Annotated in this window: 14 protein-coding genes, 3 tRNA genes, 1 riboswitch and 1 other annotated feature; of the genes, 11 read left to right on the top strand and 6 right to left on the bottom strand. The window is 33.3% G+C overall.

Features of this window, described 5'->3' with window-relative positions:
* The first annotated feature begins 1 nt into the window (after position 1).
* The 4 genes from EKN01_RS05045 to EKN01_RS05030 all read left to right on the top strand — a co-directional run bounded on the left by EKN01_RS05045 (position 2) and on the right by EKN01_RS05030 (position 1,599).
* A tRNA-Asn gene (locus tag EKN01_RS05045) sits at positions 2-74 on the top strand.
* Positions 75-194: 120 nt separating this feature from the next.
* Positions 195-1,379: an aminotransferase class I/II-fold pyridoxal phosphate-dependent enzyme gene (locus EKN01_RS05040; RefSeq protein ID WP_129045230.1), complete on the top strand. Its 1,185-nt coding sequence runs from the start codon at positions 195-197 to the stop codon at positions 1,377-1,379.
* Between the two features lie 71 nt (positions 1,380-1,450).
* Positions 1,451-1,522, top strand: a tRNA-Glu gene (locus EKN01_RS05035).
* A gap of 4 nt (positions 1,523-1,526) precedes the next feature.
* A tRNA-Val gene (locus EKN01_RS05030) sits at positions 1,527-1,599 on the top strand.
* A gap of 38 nt (positions 1,600-1,637) precedes the next feature.
* On the opposite strand, the gene EKN01_RS05025 is transcribed toward EKN01_RS05030, so the two are convergent.
* Entirely contained in the window at positions 1,638-2,309 is a 672-nt protein-coding gene (locus EKN01_RS05025) for a hypothetical protein (protein ID WP_129045229.1), read from the bottom strand.
* 80 nt (positions 2,310-2,389) lie between these two features.
* Positions 2,390-2,473, top strand: a riboswitch (SMK box riboswitch).
* Here EKN01_RS05025 and metK point away from each other — a divergent pair.
* Both metK and EKN01_RS05010 read left to right on the top strand, forming a co-directional pair.
* Entirely contained in the window at positions 2,471-3,667 is a 1,197-nt protein-coding gene (gene metK / locus EKN01_RS05015) for a methionine adenosyltransferase (RefSeq protein WP_129045228.1), read from the top strand. Its footprint overlaps the riboswitch before it by 3 nt.
* Positions 3,668-3,727: 60 nt before the next feature.
* Positions 3,728-5,212 carry an MDR family MFS transporter gene (locus EKN01_RS05010; protein ID WP_129045227.1) on the top strand — a complete coding sequence of 495 codons (1,485 nt, stop codon included), beginning with the start codon at positions 3,728-3,730 and terminating at the stop codon, positions 5,210-5,212.
* On the opposite strand, the gene EKN01_RS05005 is transcribed toward EKN01_RS05010, so the two are convergent.
* Positions 5,153-5,800, bottom strand: a complete 648-nt coding sequence (locus EKN01_RS05005) for a phosphatase PAP2 family protein (protein ID WP_129045226.1) — start codon at positions 5,798-5,800, stop codon at positions 5,153-5,155. The genes EKN01_RS05010 and EKN01_RS05005 overlap by 60 nt on opposite strands.
* A gap of 81 nt (positions 5,801-5,881) precedes the next feature.
* On the opposite strand from EKN01_RS05005, the gene EKN01_RS05000 reads away from it, so the two are divergent.
* From EKN01_RS05000 to EKN01_RS04990, 3 genes are all read left to right on the top strand, one after another.
* Positions 5,882-7,288, top strand: coding sequence for a glucosaminidase domain-containing protein (locus EKN01_RS05000; RefSeq protein WP_129045225.1), 1,407 nt, complete (start codon positions 5,882-5,884; stop codon positions 7,286-7,288).
* Positions 7,288-7,499 (top strand) — a binding site (T-box leader). It overlaps the preceding gene by 1 nt.
* Positions 7,500-7,549: 50 nt before the next feature.
* Positions 7,550-9,964 carry a leucine--tRNA ligase gene (leuS, locus tag EKN01_RS04995; RefSeq protein ID WP_129045224.1) on the top strand — a complete coding sequence of 805 codons (2,415 nt, stop codon included), beginning with the start codon at positions 7,550-7,552 and terminating at the stop codon, positions 9,962-9,964.
* A 118-nt stretch (positions 9,965-10,082) separates the two neighbouring features.
* Positions 10,083-11,732, top strand: a complete 1,650-nt coding sequence (locus EKN01_RS04990; protein ID WP_129045265.1) for a putative polysaccharide biosynthesis protein — start codon at positions 10,083-10,085, stop codon at positions 11,730-11,732.
* Between the two features lie 33 nt (positions 11,733-11,765).
* On the opposite strand, the gene EKN01_RS04985 is transcribed toward EKN01_RS04990, so the two are convergent.
* Together EKN01_RS04985 and EKN01_RS04980 are read right to left on the bottom strand one after the other, a co-directional pair.
* Entirely contained in the window at positions 11,766-12,614 is an 849-nt protein-coding gene (locus tag EKN01_RS04985; protein ID WP_129045223.1) for an alpha/beta hydrolase, read from the bottom strand.
* A 12-nt stretch (positions 12,615-12,626) separates the two neighbouring features.
* Positions 12,627-13,472 (bottom strand): NAD(P)H-hydrate dehydratase, encoded by an 846-nt coding sequence (locus tag EKN01_RS04980; protein WP_129045222.1) that lies wholly within the window; start codon positions 13,470-13,472, stop codon positions 12,627-12,629.
* A gap of 99 nt (positions 13,473-13,571) precedes the next feature.
* Here EKN01_RS04980 and mscL point away from each other — a divergent pair, with 99 nt between their 5' ends.
* A complete protein-coding gene (gene mscL, locus EKN01_RS04975) occupies positions 13,572-13,949 on the top strand; it encodes a large-conductance mechanosensitive channel protein MscL (RefSeq protein WP_099975060.1) in 378 nt (125 codons plus the stop codon).
* Positions 13,950-13,956: 7 nt separating this feature from the next.
* Here mscL and EKN01_RS04970 read toward each other — a convergent pair whose 3' ends face one another.
* A complete protein-coding gene (locus EKN01_RS04970; protein ID WP_129045221.1) occupies positions 13,957-15,309 on the bottom strand; it encodes a sensor histidine kinase in 1,353 nt (450 codons plus the stop codon).
* On the bottom strand, positions 15,302-15,979 hold the full coding sequence (locus EKN01_RS04965) for a response regulator transcription factor (RefSeq protein WP_129045220.1): 678 nt from the start codon (positions 15,977-15,979) through the stop codon (positions 15,302-15,304). The genes EKN01_RS04970 and EKN01_RS04965 overlap by 8 nt, the downstream gene beginning before the upstream one ends.
* A gap of 244 nt (positions 15,980-16,223) precedes the next feature.
* On the opposite strand from EKN01_RS04965, the gene EKN01_RS04960 reads away from it, so the two are divergent.
* Positions 16,224-18,437: a glycosyltransferase family 39 protein gene (locus tag EKN01_RS04960; RefSeq protein WP_432264335.1), complete on the top strand. Its 2,214-nt coding sequence runs from the start codon at positions 16,224-16,226 to the stop codon at positions 18,435-18,437.
* The last annotated feature ends 21 nt before the right edge of the window (positions 18,438-18,458 follow it).

The raw sequence follows: 18,458 nt of genomic DNA, 5'->3' as shown, positions 1-18,458 counted from the left end.
TTCCGGTTTAGCTCAGTTGGTAGAGCGTCTGACTGTTAATCAGGATGTCGTCAGTTCGAGTCTGACAACCGGAGTACTTAGAGATATGTCATAAGACATATCTCTTTTTTTGTGTCAAAAAGAGAAAAACACTCTCATTATTGTGCAAAATCGTTTAGAATAGTAGGTAGATAAATGAATTTAGGAGGTACCACATGCCAAAATTAGATAATTCAGTAAAAGATGTTTATAACAAAATTATTAATTCACTAGGTGTTTCAAAGATTAGACTATTTAATGATAAATTTTCTAAAATACCTGGAATAATTAAGTTAACATTAGGAGAACCTGACTTTAATGTTTCTGAACACGTGAAAGAAGCAGCAATTAGGAGTATACAAGAGAACAAATCACACTATTCTGAGCAAAAAGGAATTCCAGAATTACGAGATGCTATTTCTAAATATTTAAAAACACGACAAGGATTAGACTATGATCCTGAATCAGAAATAGTTGTAACTATAGGTGCCACTGAGGCTATATTTTCATCTATGGGAGCTATTTTAAACCCTGGTGATAAAGTTATAGTACCAACACCTACATTTGCCTTATATATGCCAATTATTGAAGTTTTGGGTGGTATTCCTATCCAAGTTGATATGTCAGAAGATGGTTTCAGATTAACTGGTAAGAAGTTAGAAGAGGTTCTTGCTAAAGAAGGTGAGGATTCAGTGAAAGCAATATTAATGAACTTTCCTGGTAACCCTACTGGATATGAATATACTGAATCTGATTTGCAAGAAATAGTTGATGTAGTTAAGGATAAAAAAATATACGTAGTTTCCGATGAAATATATTCTGAGATTACTTATGGTCAAGAACATGTTTCACTAGCAAAACTAATGCCAGGTAAAACTGTTGTTATAAATGGTTTATCAAAATCACACGCTATGACTGGTTATCGTATTGGCTATATAGCAGCTCCTAAGGACTTTATAACCAATGCAAGTAAAATGCATGCTTATACGGTCACAGCACCTTCTAACCCTGCTCAATACGCTGCTGTTGAAGCTCTAACAGTGGGAATTGACGATGCAAAGGCAATGAGAGATGTTTATCAAGAAAGAAGAGATTTTGTAGTTTCTCGATTAAATGAGCTTGGATACGAAACACAGGTTCCTGAAGGAGCTTTTTATAGTTTTTCACGTATTCCTTCAGAATATGGTATGGACGATGTTGAATTTGCTGAGAAATTGGCAAATGAGGCTAAAGTTGGTGTAACACCCGGTAGTGCATTTGGAAAAGGTGGAGAAAATCATTTTAGAATTTCGTATGCTTCATCAATTGAGGATTTAACTGAAGCAATGAATAGAATAGAAAAATTTACTGCTAATTTATAAAATAAAATACTTGTCTAGTTAATTACAATCCTGTATAGTATTTCTTGTGCTAATTTTGGTACAAGAAATATGACCCGTTGGTCAAGTGGTTAAGACACCGCCCTTTCACGGCGGTAACATGGGTTCAAATCCCGTACGGGTCATCATGGAGGATTAGCTCAGCTGGGAGAGCATCTGCCTTACAAGCAGGAGGTCACAGGTTCGATCCCTGTATCCTCCATAATAAAAAAACATTCAATCTTTTGATTGAATGTTTTTTTATATTATCAATAATAGGTTACCGATTATACGGTTGACTAAGTTTGATGTTTTAAAGTGATTTTTAATCAGAGCCATGATGACTATGAAGACAATGATAGCTATAGAAGTTGTTAATTCAATGTATTTCATATAGTAAAGAATAATCAGTATAGCACTCATAAAAATTAATTGTAGATAGTCAAAAATATTTTCACCATCGTAGAAATCAATGATAAGTGCTGCAATATTTACTAGCAATACAGGAATTATAAAAGTAAAAGAAATAAAATGTATATTTACAAAAGATATAGCAATAGAACAAAATGATGGAACTATAAACGACTCAATGATTGTATCTAGAATTTTTAGATTTCGCGAAATGGTTTTCGAAATAAAAAGTAGCAATAATTGTGAGTATAGCAATATCATCACGAATACATTTAGAGATTTTATCGAAAAAGCACATATAACGATGAATAATACAGAATAGAATATATTGAAGTATGTGTTAGGTCGATATGGTTTAAAGAAGTTTTTATAGAAGGCAATCATACCTAGCATAATGGTAAATGTAATATTTAATTTTAAGCTACTCAGATTATAGTGCCATATGTAAATAATTGGGAAAATATAGTAACTTACTAATTCTAAAACAGAATTTAAAATATTTTTTGTGGGGGTTATTTTCATAAAATCTCCTTTACTGTTACTATTTTAGATAATGATTAACTGGGTTTCAAGTTTTTCATGAAAATCAAAATTAATTGTGTTAATGTATTAAGAGGTTCCTGATGGGATTTTTTAAAATTTTTAAAAAATGAGCCCTGTAACCGAAAGGTGGAAGACAAAAAATGTCTAAGAATTATTTATTTACTTCTGAATCAGTATCAGAAGGACATCCAGACAAAGTTGCTGATCAAATCAGTGATTCAATCTTAGATGCTATTTTAACAGAAGATCCAGATGCACGTGTTGCCTGTGAAACTACAGTTACTACTGGATTAGTATTGGTAGTAGGTGAAATATCAACATCTGCTTATGTTGATATTCAATCTGTTGTTAGGGAAACAATTAAAGAAATCGGATATGATGGTTCAAATCCTGGTTTTGATGGCAATAGTTGTGCTGTTCTAGTTGCTTTAGACGAACAATCACCTGATATTGCTCAAGGTGTTGATGAAGCTTTAGAAAATAGAGAAAACACAGATATTGATCCATTTGATCAAATCGGTGCTGGTGATCAAGGATTTGTATTTGGTTACGCAAATGATGAAACTAAAGAATACATGCCATTGCCTATCTCACTAGCTCATAGAATTATGAGAAAAACAGCTGATCTTAGAAAAGAAGGTAAGATTGATTATCTATTACCTGATGCTAAGGCACAAGTTACTGTTGAATACGATGAAAATGATAATCCTGTGAGAATTGATACTATCGTATTGAGTACTCAACATAAAGAAAGTGCAACTCTTCAACAAGTAAAAGATGATGTTAAAAAATACATCATCGATGAAGTTGCTCCAAGCGAGTTAATTGATGAAAATACTAAGTATTTCATTAATCCAACTGGACGTTTTGTACTTGGTGGACCTGAAGGTGATTCAGGATTAACCGGCCGCAAAATTATCGTTGATACATATGGTGGTATGGCAAGACACGGTGGTGGTGCTTTCTCCGGAAAAGATGCTACAAAGGTTGACCGTTCTGCCAGTTATGCAGCACGCTATATAGCAAAAAATCTTGTTGCTGCTGGAATAACAAAAAAATGTGAAGTACAAATTGCTTATGCAATTGGTGTTGCTCGTCCAGTTTCAGTTCATGTAGAGACATTTGGAACAAGTGATTATTCTGAACAACAAATAGTTGATTGTATTAATGCTAACTTTGACTTAAGACCTCTTGGAATTATTAAAATGTTAGATCTTAAACGACCAATTTATAAACAAACAGCGGCTTATGGCCACTTTGGACGTACAGATATTAATCTACCTTGGGAAAATCTTGATAAAGTTAATGATATCAAGGCATTCTTAAATAAAGATTAACGAGTACAGAGGCGTTCTTTAAAGGTAAAACTTTAAAGGCGCTTTTTTTATGGGGGAAATATGGAAAACAATCATCAAAAATCTAATTTAGCAATGGTTACAATAGCTATTTTTATAGCTACATTTATGACAGCAATAGAAGGAACTATTGTTTCAACCGCGATGCCAACCATTATCGGTAGTTTACATGGAGTTAATTTAATGAATTGGGTCTTCTCCATTTATTTGTTAATGACTGCTGTTGCAACACCAATATATGGAAAACTTGCTGATATTATTGGACGAAAACCAGTAATTATGTTTGGTTTGGTACTATTTATCATCGGTTCTACCTTGTGCAGTTTTTCTAACTCGATGACATTCTTGATAGTTGCGAGAGCAATTCAAGGTCTGGGATCTGGAGCAATTCAGCCACTAACGTTTACTATTATTGCTGACATTTACCCAATTGAAAAACGTGCTCGTGTCATGGGTCTAAATGGATCTGCTTGGGGAATTGCTGCTATAATTGCACCACTTTTGGGTGGCTTTATAGTTCAACAGTTAAGTTGGCACTGGGTATTTTTAATTAATTTACCAGTAGGATTGATTACTATTTTGATGCTTATGTTCTTTTTCAAAGAAGATAAGAAACAGACAAGAAAAGTTAAAATTGATTATGCAGGTACATCGTTAATTATTTTAATATTGTTACCATTCATGATTGCTTTGCAGATTTTAGAAAATGAGAATTATATTCTGGCAGCAATTCTAGTATTGGTTTCTATTATATCTTCATTTATATTTGTCAGGGTTGAGAAAAAAGTAGAAGATCCTGTTATTCCATTAAAACTGTTTAAAAATAAGACCTTTGTAATCCAAAATTTGATTGCTATGTTAGTCTGCGGATTTTTAATTGGATTTGAAGCTTATATTCCTACATGGATGCAGGCAGTAAAAGGTATGTCACCATCAATGGGAGGATTCGCTGTAACTCCTAGTTCAGTTATGTGGATTTTTGCTTCATTTTTAGCTGGAATGTTGTTGAATAAAATGGCTCCCAATAGAGTTATATATATCAGTTTAATTTTCTTATTTATTGCAAATATCGGTTTAATTGTTGCTCAGATAAGTTCATCATTCTACTATTTCTGCTTGATAGCTGCTTTTGCTGGGGTAGGTTTTGGTCTAACAGTGACAACAACAACTGTGACTGTACAATCTGTTGTTCCTCCAGAAAATATAGGACTAGCTACGAGTTTAAATACATTATTGAGAACAATTGGACAAACCATTATGATATCCGTCTATGGGATTATTTTGAACAAGAGTTTAATTAATGGTGCAGCTGGAAATAAAAAAATAACTGTCGATATGATGAATCGTTTAATTGATCCATCAACCGCCAGTTCTTTGCCAGCAAACCTTTTACCCAAAATGAGAGAAATTATTTTTCAAGGATTGCATAATATTTATGTAGCTTCCATTGTATTATTAACCTTGGCTTTAATCTTGAATGCCTTCGAGTTTAAAAATAGAACTATTCTTGGATCTAAAGATCAATAGAGAAGTACATACTGTTACTAAACCTAGTAAATACCCTCCAAATACATCGCTTGGGTAGTGTACACCAAGAATAATTCTACTTAAACCAATCAATATGATAACTATTGTACAGATTATTGAAACAATTATTTTAGTAGATATTTTTTTACTGATATAAAGCGTAAGAATAATGATTGATAGCATGAATGTCATCATGCCAACAGAATGACCACTAGGGAAACTAAATCCGCTTGCATCGACAAAATGATGGTGAGCTGGTCTAGCTCTAGTGAAAATATGTTTTAGAATTGAATTGATACCTGTTGCTACGATTTCATTCAGTGCTATAAAAAGCGCAGAATAATAACGCTTTAGTATAAATAATACTATCACAGTGATAGTCACAAGTATTGTAACTGTTAATTCATCACCAAAGTGTGTCATTACTTGGCAGAATTGAACGATTCCTTGTGAAGGATCATATAGATAATTTATTATTGAATTATCAAAGTTTCTTATGAAACTAGTATTGTTTACTACGTTGTATATCCAGTCAATTAAAATGATGGTTAGAATAACATCAATTATTGCTAAAGTTTTGTTTTTCATGATTTGTCTCTCTATTGATTAAGATTTGTTTAAGATTTATAATTATGCATAGCATTGTATGTTAAGGATGGAAATTACCAGATGACAATTAGCAGAATTGAAAGAATAAAAGAAGAAAATAGACTCTACAAATTTAATAATAAAAAAAGAAAAAGTGCAACTCTAAAGAAGAATATTAGCTTGATTGGAGCTGGATTGTTTTTTGGTGGAGCTGTAGCTCAAACTACAAGCACAACTTCAGTAACAGTTCATGCAGCAAGTAACAATACAACTACAGTAGCTAACTCTAAGGGTTCTGGAGATACTCAATTCATTGATTATATTGGTAACTCTGCACGTAAGTTAGCTCAAAATAATGATATCTATGCATCTGTCATGATAGCTCAAGCTATGATAGAAAGTGGCTGGGGTACTAGTGGTTTAGCTAGTGCACCTAACTACAATCTATTTGGTATTAAGGGAACTTATCAAGGAGATGCTGTAAATATGGCAACTCAAGAAGATGATGGTTCTGGTAACCTTTATGGAATTAACTCTAACTTCAAGAAGTACCCTTCATACAAAGAATCACTAGAAGATTACGTATCATTGATTCGTGGTGGAATTTCAGGTAACCCACAATTTTACGCAGGTACTTGGAAGAGTAATACAGATTCTTATGAAGAAGCAACTGCCTTTTTAACAGGTAAGTATGCAACTGATACAACATATGCAACTAAGTTAAATGCAATGATTGAAAAATATGATTTAACTAGATTTGATGAAGCTGATGATACAAGCAATACTCAAGAATATGTTGTTCAAGAAGGTGATACATTAGATAGTATCGCAACAGCATTTGATATGTCTAAAGATGATCTTGTTTCACTTAACGAACTTAAGACAGAGAATTATGTATTCCCTGGTAAAACTTTACTAGTTGATAAAATTAATGATTCATCAAATAACGATATTAAAGACATGAGTGTTCTTAATGTTCAAAATAGTACTTCTGATGAAGACACAACTGATGCCTATGGTACTCAACAAGCACCAGTTATTGTTCAAGATGAAACAAATGGTGTAGTTATTTACAGTAAGTCACATAACTCTAAAAATGCTGCAATCAATGTTCAAAATACAATAGATTCTTCAACATCATCATCAAACAATAGTAGTAGTAATTACTTGGATCAAAATGCTGAAGATGTTTGGACACAAGGTAGTCAAGAAGGAATGACAAGTACTGAAAGCACAAATTCAGACGATACTGCATTAACTCAATCAGTAGCCGATTCTAAAAATGAAGCTCTTAATAAAGCTGACACAGCAAATGATTTAAAATCAGTTGTATCAAGTACTTTAGATCAACATAAGTATACAGTTGTTGAAGAAGGAGATTCTTGGGCAACTATATCAAATAGAGTTGGGGTTTCAGTTGCAGATTTGAAGCAAAAAAATAACATTACTTCTGAAATTTTAGTTGTCGGACAAAAGTTATTAGTATAAAATGTATCTCAACGGAAGTATTAGACTGAGATAACATTTATAGAAAGCGTGTGGTTGATGTAAACACGTATTGTTGTTCAGTTGAACTAGTCCACTTGAATTGAAAACTGAAATTAATAGTAAGTTTTTACGATTAATCTTCGTTAACAGATTATTGAGTGTCGCACATTTGTGCGGAATTTAGGTGGTAACGCGAATATTCGTCCTATGTTTATGTTTATATATACATAATCATAGGACTTTTTTTATGGAGGAAAAGGGATGTACAATCACAATAAAATTGAAAAAAAATGGCAAAGATATTGGGCAGAAAATAAAACCTTTAAAACTGAGTCTAAGTCAGACAAGGAAAAATTTTATGCTTTAGATATGTTTCCATATCCATCAGGTCAGGGACTACACGTAGGTCACCCTGAAGGATATACAGCTACTGATATTATTTCTCGTATGAAGAGAATGCAGGGTTACAATGTTCTTCACCCAATGGGATTTGATGCATTTGGATTGCCTGCAGAACAATATGCTATCGATACAGGAAATGATCCTGCAGAGTTTACACAAAAGAATATTAATAACTTTAAACGTCAAATTAATTCATTAGGTTTCTCGTATGATTGGGATCGTGAAGTAAACACTACTGATCCGAAATACTATAAGTGGACTCAATGGATATTTGAACAAATGTACAAAAAAGGTCTGGCTTATGAAGCAGAAGTCCCAGTTAACTGGTCTCCAGATTTAGGTACAGTTGTTGCCAATGAAGAAGTAATTGATGGTAAGACAGAGCGTGGTGGTTATCCAGTTATTAGAAAACCTATGCGTCAATGGATGCTTAAAATTACTGCCTACGCTGATCGTTTATTAGATGATTTAGATTTGATTGATTGGCCTGAACATATCAAAGAAATGCAACGTAATTGGATTGGTCGTTCAATTGGGGCACAATTATCATTTCCTATTGCAAACAATGACAAGAAAATCGATGTATTCACTACACGTATAGATACAGTCTACGGCGTTTCTTATGTCGTTTTAGCACCAGAGCATGAGCTTGTTGACCAAATCACTACAGATGAATATAAGAGTGCTGTAGATGAATATAAAGAACAAGCAGCCAAAAAATCTGATCTGGATCGTACAGATTTAAATGATGAAAAAACGGGAGTATTCACTGGGGCGTATGCAGTAAATCCTATTACTGGAAAAGAAGTTCCTATTTGGATTTCCGACTATGTTTTAGTAACTTATGGTACAGGAGCAGTTATGGCAGTTCCTGCACATGATGAACGTGATTATGCTTTTGCTAAGAAGTTTGATTTACCATTCAATCAAGTAATTGAAGGTGATATTTCAGAATCTGCAGTTACAACTGATGGAAAGCATATTAATTCTGATATAGTTGATGGGTTAAATATTGAAGATGCTAAAGCAAAATTAATCGATTATATTGAAGAAAAAGGTATCGGAGAAAAGAAAGTTAACTATCGTCTTAGAGATTGGCTATTCTCTCGTCAAAGATATTGGGGTGAACCAATTCCTGTTATTCACTGGGAAGATGGTGAAACAACTTTAGTTCCTGAGGATGAACTACCACTTGTATTACCAGTTGAAAAGAATATTAAGCCTTCAGGTACAGGTGAGAGCCCACTAGCCAACGCTACAGATTGGTTGAGTGTAGTTGACAAGAACGGTCGTAAAGGTCGTCGTGAGACGAATACAATGCCACAATGGGCAGGTAGTTCTTGGTACTATCTAAGATATATCGATCCAAATAATAGTGAAAAAATAGCTGATTATGACCTATTAAAGGAATGGCTACCAGTTGATATTTATATTGGTGGAGCTGAACATGCGGTGCTACATCTTCTATATGCAAGATTTTGGCATAAAGTTTTATATGATTTGGGAGTTGTTCCAACTAAAGAACCATTCCAAAAATTATATAACCAAGGTATGATCTTAGGTGATAATCATGAAAAAATGTCTAAATCAAAAGGAAATGTCGTTAACCCTGATGATGTAGTCGAATCATACGGTGCAGATACACTTAGATTATATGAAATGTTCATGGGTCCTTTGGACGCATCTATTTCATGGTCAGAAGATGGATTATCTGGTGCACATAAATTCCTTGATCGTGTTTGGAGATTGTATATAAATGATGACGATGAATCTACATTGAAATCAGATTTTATTACTGATTCAGCAAATCCTAAATTGGATAAGATCTACAATGAAACAATCAAAAAAGTTACCGAAGACTATGAGCAAATGCACTACAACACGGCTATTTCTCAAATGATGGTTTTCGTTAACGAAGCTAATAAACAATATACTATTTCAATTGAACAGGCTGAAGGTTTTGCTAAGTTGCTTGCTCCAATTGCTCCACACATGATGGAAGAAATATGGAGTAAATTAGGTCACGATGAAACACTGACATATGAAGCATGGCCAGTTGTTGATGAAAGCAAGTTGGTATCAGATACTGTGGAATTGATTCTTCAAGTTAATGGTAAGATGAGAAACAAAGTTGAAGTTTCAATTGATATGGACAAATCTGATGTAGAAGATCTTGCATTGAATGATGAAAAAATCAAAAAATTCATTGAAAACAAGAATGTAGTTAAAGTAATTGTGATACCTAATAAAATTGTAAATATTGTTGTTAAATAAAAAAAGTGTCGTTTTATCGACACTTTTTATAATTTTAAAAACTTTTGAGTTGATTAATTTGATATAATTTTCCTTAATCGATTAAGGCGGTGATGTCTTGGATTCAAATAATGAAGGTATGAATGAAGAAGTAATTCCAAAGCTTGATTCAGAAACTTCAACACAAACTAATATGCTTAGAGGTTCTGCTTGGATGACTGCAGGTAGTATCTTTTCAAGAATCTTGGGTGCAGTCTATATTATTCCTTGGATGGCTTGGATGGGTGCTATGTATCCAGCAGCTAACGCGCTTTTTGCCAAAGGATATAATATTTATAGTTTATTCCTGATAGTTTCTACAGCAGGAATTCCTGGAGCAATTTCTAAGCAGATTTCTAGATATAATGCCTTAGATGAATATTCTACTGGTAACAAATTATTCCGACAAGGTTTGAGAATCATGGGAATAATGGGACTAGTTTTCGGTGGAGTCATGTATTTCGGGGCAGGTATTATCTCTGTTCTGTTTGTGGGTGGTGACCCTAACAGTATTCCAGTTATACATTCATTGGCAATCGCCGTTTTGATTATTCCAATTCTAAGTATCTTACGTGGATATTTACAAGGATATTCAGATATGGCACCTAGTGCGATATCACAACTTGTTGAACAAATTGCCCGTGTTGCGTATATGTTATTATCTACGTACATAATTATGCAAGTTAATCATGGTAAATATGTAGATGCTGTTACTCAATCAACGTTTGCAGCATTTATCGGTGCATTGGCAGCTATCGGAGTATTGGTTTATGCCATTTTTAGAAAAATGCCAATGTTGCGCAAGCTTTCAAGAGAGGGTAAACCTGCAGAAAATTTAGATAACAATTTTACCCGAGAAATTTTTGGGCAGGCTCTACCTTTTATCGTACTAGACTCAGGAATTACTTTATTTTATTTATATGATCAGTCTACATTTAATCAATATATGCAGATGTTCATGAATATTTCTAAGAGTCAATTAGACAATTACTATTCATTATTTGGTTTTCAGGCTAATAAGTTAATAATGATTATCATTTCATTATCAACCGCTATGGCTGTAACTGCGATTCCAATTATTTCAGGTCTTTATGCTAAAGGTAATAGCTCTAAAATAAAAGAGCAGGTAGCAAGTACTTTAGAATTATTTTTCTTTGTAATGATTCCTGCCTCGCTTGGAATGTACGCAGTGGCTCAACCACTATGGACAGTTTTCTACCGCTATGATTCTTTGGGAGTAGGGATGTTGCAATTTTCGGCAATAGTATCTATTCTTTTAGGATTGTTCACAGTTCTTTCAGCAGTCCTTCAAGCTCTCTACCGCAATAGATTAGCAATTAGATATATGTTAATTGGACTAGTTATAAAGATGATTGTACAAATACCTGCCATTTGGTTATTCAGAGAATATGGACCACTTGTAGCTACATTCATTGGTATGGCAATTATTTGTTGGTTAATGATGAGAAGAATCTATATTGCATATCCATTTGATATAGATCGATTTAGTCGTAGATTTATTGGGATGACAATTTTCTCATTTATAATGTTTATTGTTGTCATCGCCATAAACTGGATATTATTTAGATTTGTTGGTAATAGCGATCGAGTATTTAGTCTTTTAATTCTATTACTTGAAGCTGCTATCGGAGCATTCATCTATGCATATTTAGTTTTGAAAACTAAATTAGCGGATAGAATTATTGGTTCTCGTGCTAACAGATTAAGAAGAATTTTAAGAATAAAATAAGCTAAGATACTGAAAAGTATCTTAGCTTATTTTTTATATATTTTTATTTATAAAGTCAACGACGATATCTCTAATTTCCTCTTGCCAGAATTTAATATCCATGTGATCAGTATTTTTGAGAATGTACAAATCTGATTCTATTTGGTTACTTTGAAGTTTGTCATAAAGAGCAATACCATCTTTTACAGGAACAACTACATCGTCTTCACCGTGTAAAATAAGAAAAGGAACTGTATTTTTATTGATATATGTTAAAGGATTAGCTTGATCATCTAGAGTAGGGGATTCTTCAGGTTCTTTACCAAGTAGATTACGATAGACAAAATCAAAATCATCGGTAACACTACCTTGTTTAGCAGTCAGAGGATCGACAACCCCATACCAAGGGATAGATAATTGTACATCACTAGAAAATTCTAGGTTGTCACCTACATCAAACTTTTCAATACCATTTGTAACACCAAGCATACTAGCCATATGACCACCGGCAGATTCACCCATTGCAACGAATTTATTGGTATCAATTTGGAAATTTTCAGAATTTTTTCTTAAAAATCTAATTGCTGCTTTAGCGTCTGTCAATTGTCCTGGGAAATTAATCTTGTTACTATCACGATATTCAACACTCGCTATAATGAAACCTTTTTTAGCAAATTCTACTAAATTAGCAAGGTGGATATTATAGTCTACATCCATCCAACCGCCACCAGCAAACCACACAATAACGGGATATTTTTTATCTTCTGTAGGGAATGGTCTGATTATAGATAATTTTAGATCTCTAGTTGAATTACCTAGCCAACCAGGTACATGGGCATAAGTTATATCAGCATCTAGCCACATTCCATTTGATTTTACATCAATATCTATTTCTTTTTTCATATTCAATCTCCTTTAATTAATTTGGCTTAATTCTTTCATAGTTTCAGGTATTTTGCTAATCAAATTTGTTGGTAAAACAACATAATTATTTTGATATATTTTGTCAGCAATATAACTATGTGTGAAAAGAGCAGCTTCAACAGTTTTTTTAGAGAATCCAAACTGTGCTACAAAACCAGCAATCATTCCTGCTAATGTATCTCCTGTACCACCAGTAGCCATTCCGGGGTTCCCAATATTTATATAACTTGTGTGACCTTTATAATAAATTTCAGAATGATGTTTTTTCAAAACTAAAACAGCATTAGGTGATAGTTCGTCTAATTTTTTAATGTTGGTCGTTTCATTTTGTTGATCAATTTTAATTTTAGAAAGTCTCTGCCATTCCATCTGGTGTGGAGTAAGAATGACATTGGCTTTTATTTCTTTGAGTAGGTTTGTATTTTGAGATATATAATTTAAAGCTGAAGCATCGATAATTATAGTTTGTTGAGGATTAATATTTTTAATTATTGATTCAATTAGAATATTTGTACCTTCGATATTTAAATCTAGACCAGGACCTACAGCAACCACATCAAAATTTGGAAGTAGTGATAGTAATTGTTGGGTATCAATGTAGTCAATTGTCATTGCTTCAGGAACCGAATGGTTGATAGCAGACATAGTTTTCGGATTAGAAGCAACTGTGACTAAACCAGATCCACTATAGATGGAAGCTGTTGTTGCCAAAACTGCTGCACCACTGTATTTATCAGAACCTGCTACGATAAGACTTCTGCCATAGGTACCTTTTTGTGAGTTGTCAGCCCTTATTCTTATCACATTTTTTATGTTGCCTTTATTTATTAATTCCATAATAGATACCTCAATTTCTTATTAAATAAATCATATACTTTGTAATTTTAAATGTGAACACTTTAAAATGAATATAAGAAATGAAAAGGAGAGGTTATTATGATAAAAGAATTTAGGGATTTTATAAATCGAGGAAATGTAGTAGATTTAGCAGTTGCTGTTATTTTAGGTGCTGCATTTACGGCTATCGTACAGTCACTTGTAAATAATTTGATAAATCCACTTATTGGTTTATTTTTGGGTAAAGTTAATCTATCAAGTTTACAGTTTAGTGTTGGTAGTGCAGCTTTCAAATATGGTAGTTTTATTGAATCTATCGTCAACTTCTTAATTGTAGCTTTTGTAGTTTTCCTAATGGTAAAACTAATAAACAAGGCATCAAAGAAGAAAGAAGAAGTAGCAGAGCCTTCTAAAGAAGATGAGATGGTTGAATATTTAAAAGATATATCTTTAAGTTTAAAAAACAAAAAAGACTAGCTAATAGCTAGTCTTTTTTTATTGGCAATTCAATTATAAATTTTGTTCCTTGAGGTAAATTATCTTCGATGAATATCTTACCTTTATGAGCTCTAACAATCTGCATAGCAATCGATAGTCCTAAACCTGCACCACCGGTATGTTTGTTACGAGATTTGTCAGATCTATAAAATCTATCGAAAACATTCTTCTTATCTTCTTCTGAAATTCCTTGACCTGTATCTGAAATAATAAATTGATATTTGTTATTAACAACGCGGTCATAGATATTAATTGTGCCATTTTTTGAAGTGTACTTCGTAGCATTATCTAACATGATGATAAGAAGTTGCTTAATCTTATTTCGATCAACATGTAATGTAACATCGTGATCAATATCTGCTTTAAATACTTTGGATTGAGAACTACAAATTTCCTTGAAAGGGAGGATAGGATCACGTAAGAAAAATTCTGGTTCAGTATCTTCAAAATTGTAGACATCAGTTGCATTATCAGACCTGGCTAATGAAAGAAGATTTGTTGTTAAAGAATTTAATCGATTAACTTCATCTAGTGAAGTAGAAATAGATTCTGCCTCATCAATAATTGTACTGTTGGGATTAGTTAGCATATATTCAAGTCGTCCTTGAATAATTGTTAATGGTGTCCTTAATTCGTGGGCAGCATCATTAACAAATATACTTTGTTGTCTCCAAGATTTTATGATTGGAGACATACTGTATCTAGTCAAGAAGAAGGCAAGTATCAAAGAAATAAACCAGAAAACAGCAAACATGATTATCAATATATTTCTAAAACTATCAATCGATTGTATTTGACCATCAATATTTTGTATAACTAGAACATATTTTCCGGAGTAGGCAGGATTTGTATTGCCTTTACTTACCTTAATCAACTTGGTTCTAAAGTAAAAGTTACTGTATTTTTTAGTTAAGGTTTTATTCAAATCGTCCTTGTTAAGTTTTACGGACTTAAGTGATTGATATCTATTTCCTAAATTATCCTGATTTTCAATTTTTCCTTTATCAGAAAAAACAATTATAGAGGACTGGAAAGGGGCATTAGGAATGTCTTGGTCCGCTTTATTAGCATCATTACCTTTTAATTCACGTGATTGGGGTCCCATAACTTTATCTTTGTCATGATTATCGCTATTTTTCCCAGGTCCATTTTTTATGTGATCAACTTGATGACTAATATCTCTATCTATTTGAGTATACAAATTATTTTCAAATAGTCGAAATGTTAGTAATCCCAATGATATAAAAAGAACGGCAAAGGCTCCCATAGTTGTTATGAAAAGTCTGTACCGCTGTTTCTGCATCATTTTAGCTTGTGTGGTTTTGATATTTTTACTCATCTTGGAAGATATAACCTACATTTCTGATTGTTCTTACTTGATTATCATTATCTGAATTCCTTATTTTTTTACGCAAATTACTCATATAAACTTCCACAACAGTTAGAGAAGTGTCTGAGTCGAATCCCCAAATACGTTCGAAAATCTGATCTTTCGTGAGGATAGTATTTTTGTTTTGCATTAGATAAACAAGTAGATCGTATTCTTTACCATTAAGTTCAATCTCTTGATCATCAACAGTAACGATATGGGTATTTAAGTTAACAGAAATATTATTAGATTGCAATGTTGAGTCATCTGTTAGAGAACCTGATCTTTTTAGAAGAGCTTTAACCCTTACTAATAATTCTTCTCTGTGGAAAGGCTTTGTAAGATAGTCATCAGCACCTAAATCAAAGCCGTGAATTTTGTCATCTAGTTCTGATTTTGCTGTTAACATCAAAACAGGAGTTTTGATGTTTTCTTCACGAATACTTTTTAAGATATCGAATCCATTAATATTAGGAAGCATAACATCTAAAATAATTAAATCATTGATATTATCCATAGCAGCAAATTTGCCATCAAGACCATCGTTTGCTACTTCAACGTGGTATTCATTTAGAAAATTAACTACATTTTCTGCTAGTCTTTCATCGTCTTCGACTAGTAATATTCTTATGTCTTTCATCAACTACTCCTTAGTTTTAAACCCTGATATTTTTTATTATAAGGCATTTTTAAAAATAAAATATTTTTGTTTAAGTTAAATTTAAGTTACCTAAATTAAGATGAACTACATCGATAGGAAAGGAAGCTATGAAATGAAAGATAAGATATTGCAGATGAGAGCCATTCTATATTCTTTAATAATATATTCAATCATTTGTTTCTTAGTGAATATCGCAATTTAAATAACATATAGGAGATAATATATGGATGAATCAATGAATTCAAGTAAGAAGAAAAATTCCTTCTTTAATAAAATTAAGAATCATCGTTATGACTATTGGCTCATAGGTATTCTGATTTTAGCAGCCTTTTTATATGCTTGGAATATCTGGGAGGCTGGTGAAGCAAATAGTTTCTACACTTCAGCTATTGTCAGTATGACTCAAAGCTTTAAAAATTTCTGGTATGCCAGTTTTGATCCGGCAGGTTATATAACTGTTGATAAGCCACCAGTTGCGCTTTGGTTCATGGCAATCAGTGCCAAAATTTTTGGAGTTCATGGTTGGAGTGTTGTATTACCCTCAATCCTCTTCGGAATTGGATCAGTTTATCTGATTTACAACGTAGTTGGTAAAAGATTCAACAAGGTAGCAGCAAGACTTTCAGCATTGGTTATGACACTTACACCAATTGCTGTAGCAGATTCTCGAACAAATAATATGGATGCTACTTTAGTATTCTTCTTACTATTATCTGTATTCTTTGTCCAAAAAGCAGTAATTAAAAATCAACAGAGATATCTTTGGATAGGTATGTCTTTAATGGGTATTTCATTTAATATAAAAATGTTACAGGCATTTATGATTTTACCTGCTTTATACTTATACTATTTATTGGCAGCAAACACATCATGGAAAAAGAGAATAGGTCATTTAGCTATTGGTACCATATTCTTAGCAGTTTTCACATTAGCATGGCCATTATCAGTTGATTTGACTAATTCAAACAGTCGACCATATGAAGGTGGTTCCGAAACCAACTCAGCTTTGGAATTAGCCTTTGGATATAATGGAACACAACGTTTGTTAGGTCAAACTACTGGTACAGGTGGAGCATTCCCAGGTATGGGATCCTCATCAAAGAAATCAAATGAATCTAGTTCTACTTCAAAATCATCAAATAATGCACAAGGTGGAGCACCAACAGGTAATCAACAAGGTGGTACTCCTCCAGGTGGAAATGGAGGCACACCACCTAATGGTAATGGCGGTGGAACGCCTCCAAACGGAAATCAGCAAGGGGGCACACCACCTAACGGTAACGGTGGTAATGCACCAACTGGTAACAAACAAGGAGGCACACCTCCAAAAGGTATGGAAATGGGCCAAGGTGGTCCAGGTAAAAATGGAAAAGGTGGCGCTGGTGGTGGAGCATTCAACACTGGTACTGTAGGTCCATTAAGATTATTCCAAAAGGAACTTGGACCACAAATTAGTTGGCTATTGATTGTTTCAATTTTAGGATTAATTTCAAGTTTTGTTTATTATCGTGGATCTAAAGATAAATGGTACAAACTTAATATTAAACGCAATGAATTAATACTTTGGGCAGCATGGTTAGTACCTGTTGCAGGGTTCTTCTCTGTAGCTGGATTCTTCCATCCTTATTACACAATAATGCTTGCTCCAGCCATTGCTACATTGTCAGGTATTGGGATTTATACAATGTTTAAGCAATGGAAACAAAAGAATTGGAAGTCTCTGTTATTCCCAACAGCAATTTTGAGTACTGTTGCATTACAAGCATGGTACGTAAATGATTATTATTCAACATTATCAATTGTCTTCCTAGTTGTAGGAATTATTATTTCATCGATTATGTATATTCTACCTTGGATTAAGAAAGGTAGTTTAACAACAAAATCAGTCGCAACAACCGGAGTAATATTGATTATGCTATTCCCTGCTTTCTGGTCATTAACACCAACAATTTCTGGTGAAAGTGCTCAAATTCCTACTGCAGGACCTGATTTATTAAGCAGTCAAGGCGGAGGAATGGGAACAAATGCCGGTGGTATGGGATCACAAGTTGATACAGCTCTATTGAACTATGTTACAAAACATCAAGGTAGTGCAGAATATCTATTTGCTACTGATGATTCAAGTACTGCTGCACCATATATCGTCAAAACAGGTAAAGCTGTTATGGCCATGGGTGGATTTAATGGTACTGATCCAGCAATAACATTAAAAGAATTCAAGCAACTTGTTAAAGATGGAAAAATTAAATATTACTATTCTGGCGGTAAAGCCGGAAGCGCTAATTCTGAAATAGTATCTTGGATTAAGAAAAATGCCAAGACTGTTAAATTAAGTAGTTCTACATCAAGCAAAAACTCATCAACTCAAGGCGGAATGCCTGGTGGAATGGGCGGACAAAGTGGAACACTTTATGACCTATCATCAATTTATAAATAGAACTAAAAAGAAAGGGATGTA

It is taken from the genome of Companilactobacillus metriopterae (genome assembly GCF_004117915.1).
Taxonomy (GTDB): Bacteria; Bacillota; Bacilli; order Lactobacillales; family Lactobacillaceae; genus Companilactobacillus; species Companilactobacillus metriopterae.
The sequence above is the reverse complement of the archived record's forward strand: the minus strand, read 5'-3'. Positions and strand labels throughout refer to the sequence as shown.

What these genes read in the sequence shown, in the direction of transcription:
- EKN01_RS05040 (WP_129045230.1), top strand. Translation starts at nt 195, where the DNA reads ATGCCAAAATTAGATAATTCAGTAAAAGATGTTTATAACAAAATTATT.
- EKN01_RS05025 (WP_129045229.1), bottom strand. Translation starts at nt 2,309, where the DNA reads ATGAAAATAACCCCCACAAAAAATATTTTAAATTCTGTTTTAGAATTA.
- metK (WP_129045228.1), top strand. Translation starts at nt 2,471, where the DNA reads ATGTCTAAGAATTATTTATTTACTTCTGAATCAGTATCAGAAGGACAT.
- EKN01_RS05010 (WP_129045227.1), top strand. Translation starts at nt 3,728, where the DNA reads ATGGAAAACAATCATCAAAAATCTAATTTAGCAATGGTTACAATAGCT.
- EKN01_RS05005 (WP_129045226.1), bottom strand. Translation starts at nt 5,800, where the DNA reads ATGAAAAACAAAACTTTAGCAATAATTGATGTTATTCTAACCATCATT.
- EKN01_RS05000 (WP_129045225.1), top strand. Translation starts at nt 5,882, where the DNA reads ATGACAATTAGCAGAATTGAAAGAATAAAAGAAGAAAATAGACTCTAC.
- leuS (WP_129045224.1), top strand. Translation starts at nt 7,550, where the DNA reads ATGTACAATCACAATAAAATTGAAAAAAAATGGCAAAGATATTGGGCA.
- EKN01_RS04990 (WP_129045265.1), top strand. Translation starts at nt 10,083, where the DNA reads ATGAATGAAGAAGTAATTCCAAAGCTTGATTCAGAAACTTCAACACAA.
- EKN01_RS04985 (WP_129045223.1), bottom strand. Translation starts at nt 12,614, where the DNA reads ATGAAAAAAGAAATAGATATTGATGTAAAATCAAATGGAATGTGGCTA.
- EKN01_RS04980 (WP_129045222.1), bottom strand. Translation starts at nt 13,472, where the DNA reads ATGGAATTAATAAATAAAGGCAACATAAAAAATGTGATAAGAATAAGG.
- mscL (WP_099975060.1), top strand. Translation starts at nt 13,572, where the DNA reads ATGATAAAAGAATTTAGGGATTTTATAAATCGAGGAAATGTAGTAGAT.
- EKN01_RS04970 (WP_129045221.1), bottom strand. Translation starts at nt 15,309, where the DNA reads ATGAGTAAAAATATCAAAACCACACAAGCTAAAATGATGCAGAAACAG.
- EKN01_RS04965 (WP_129045220.1), bottom strand. Translation starts at nt 15,979, where the DNA reads ATGAAAGACATAAGAATATTACTAGTCGAAGACGATGAAAGACTAGCA.
- EKN01_RS04960 (WP_432264335.1), top strand. Translation starts at nt 16,224, where the DNA reads ATGGATGAATCAATGAATTCAAGTAAGAAGAAAAATTCCTTCTTTAAT.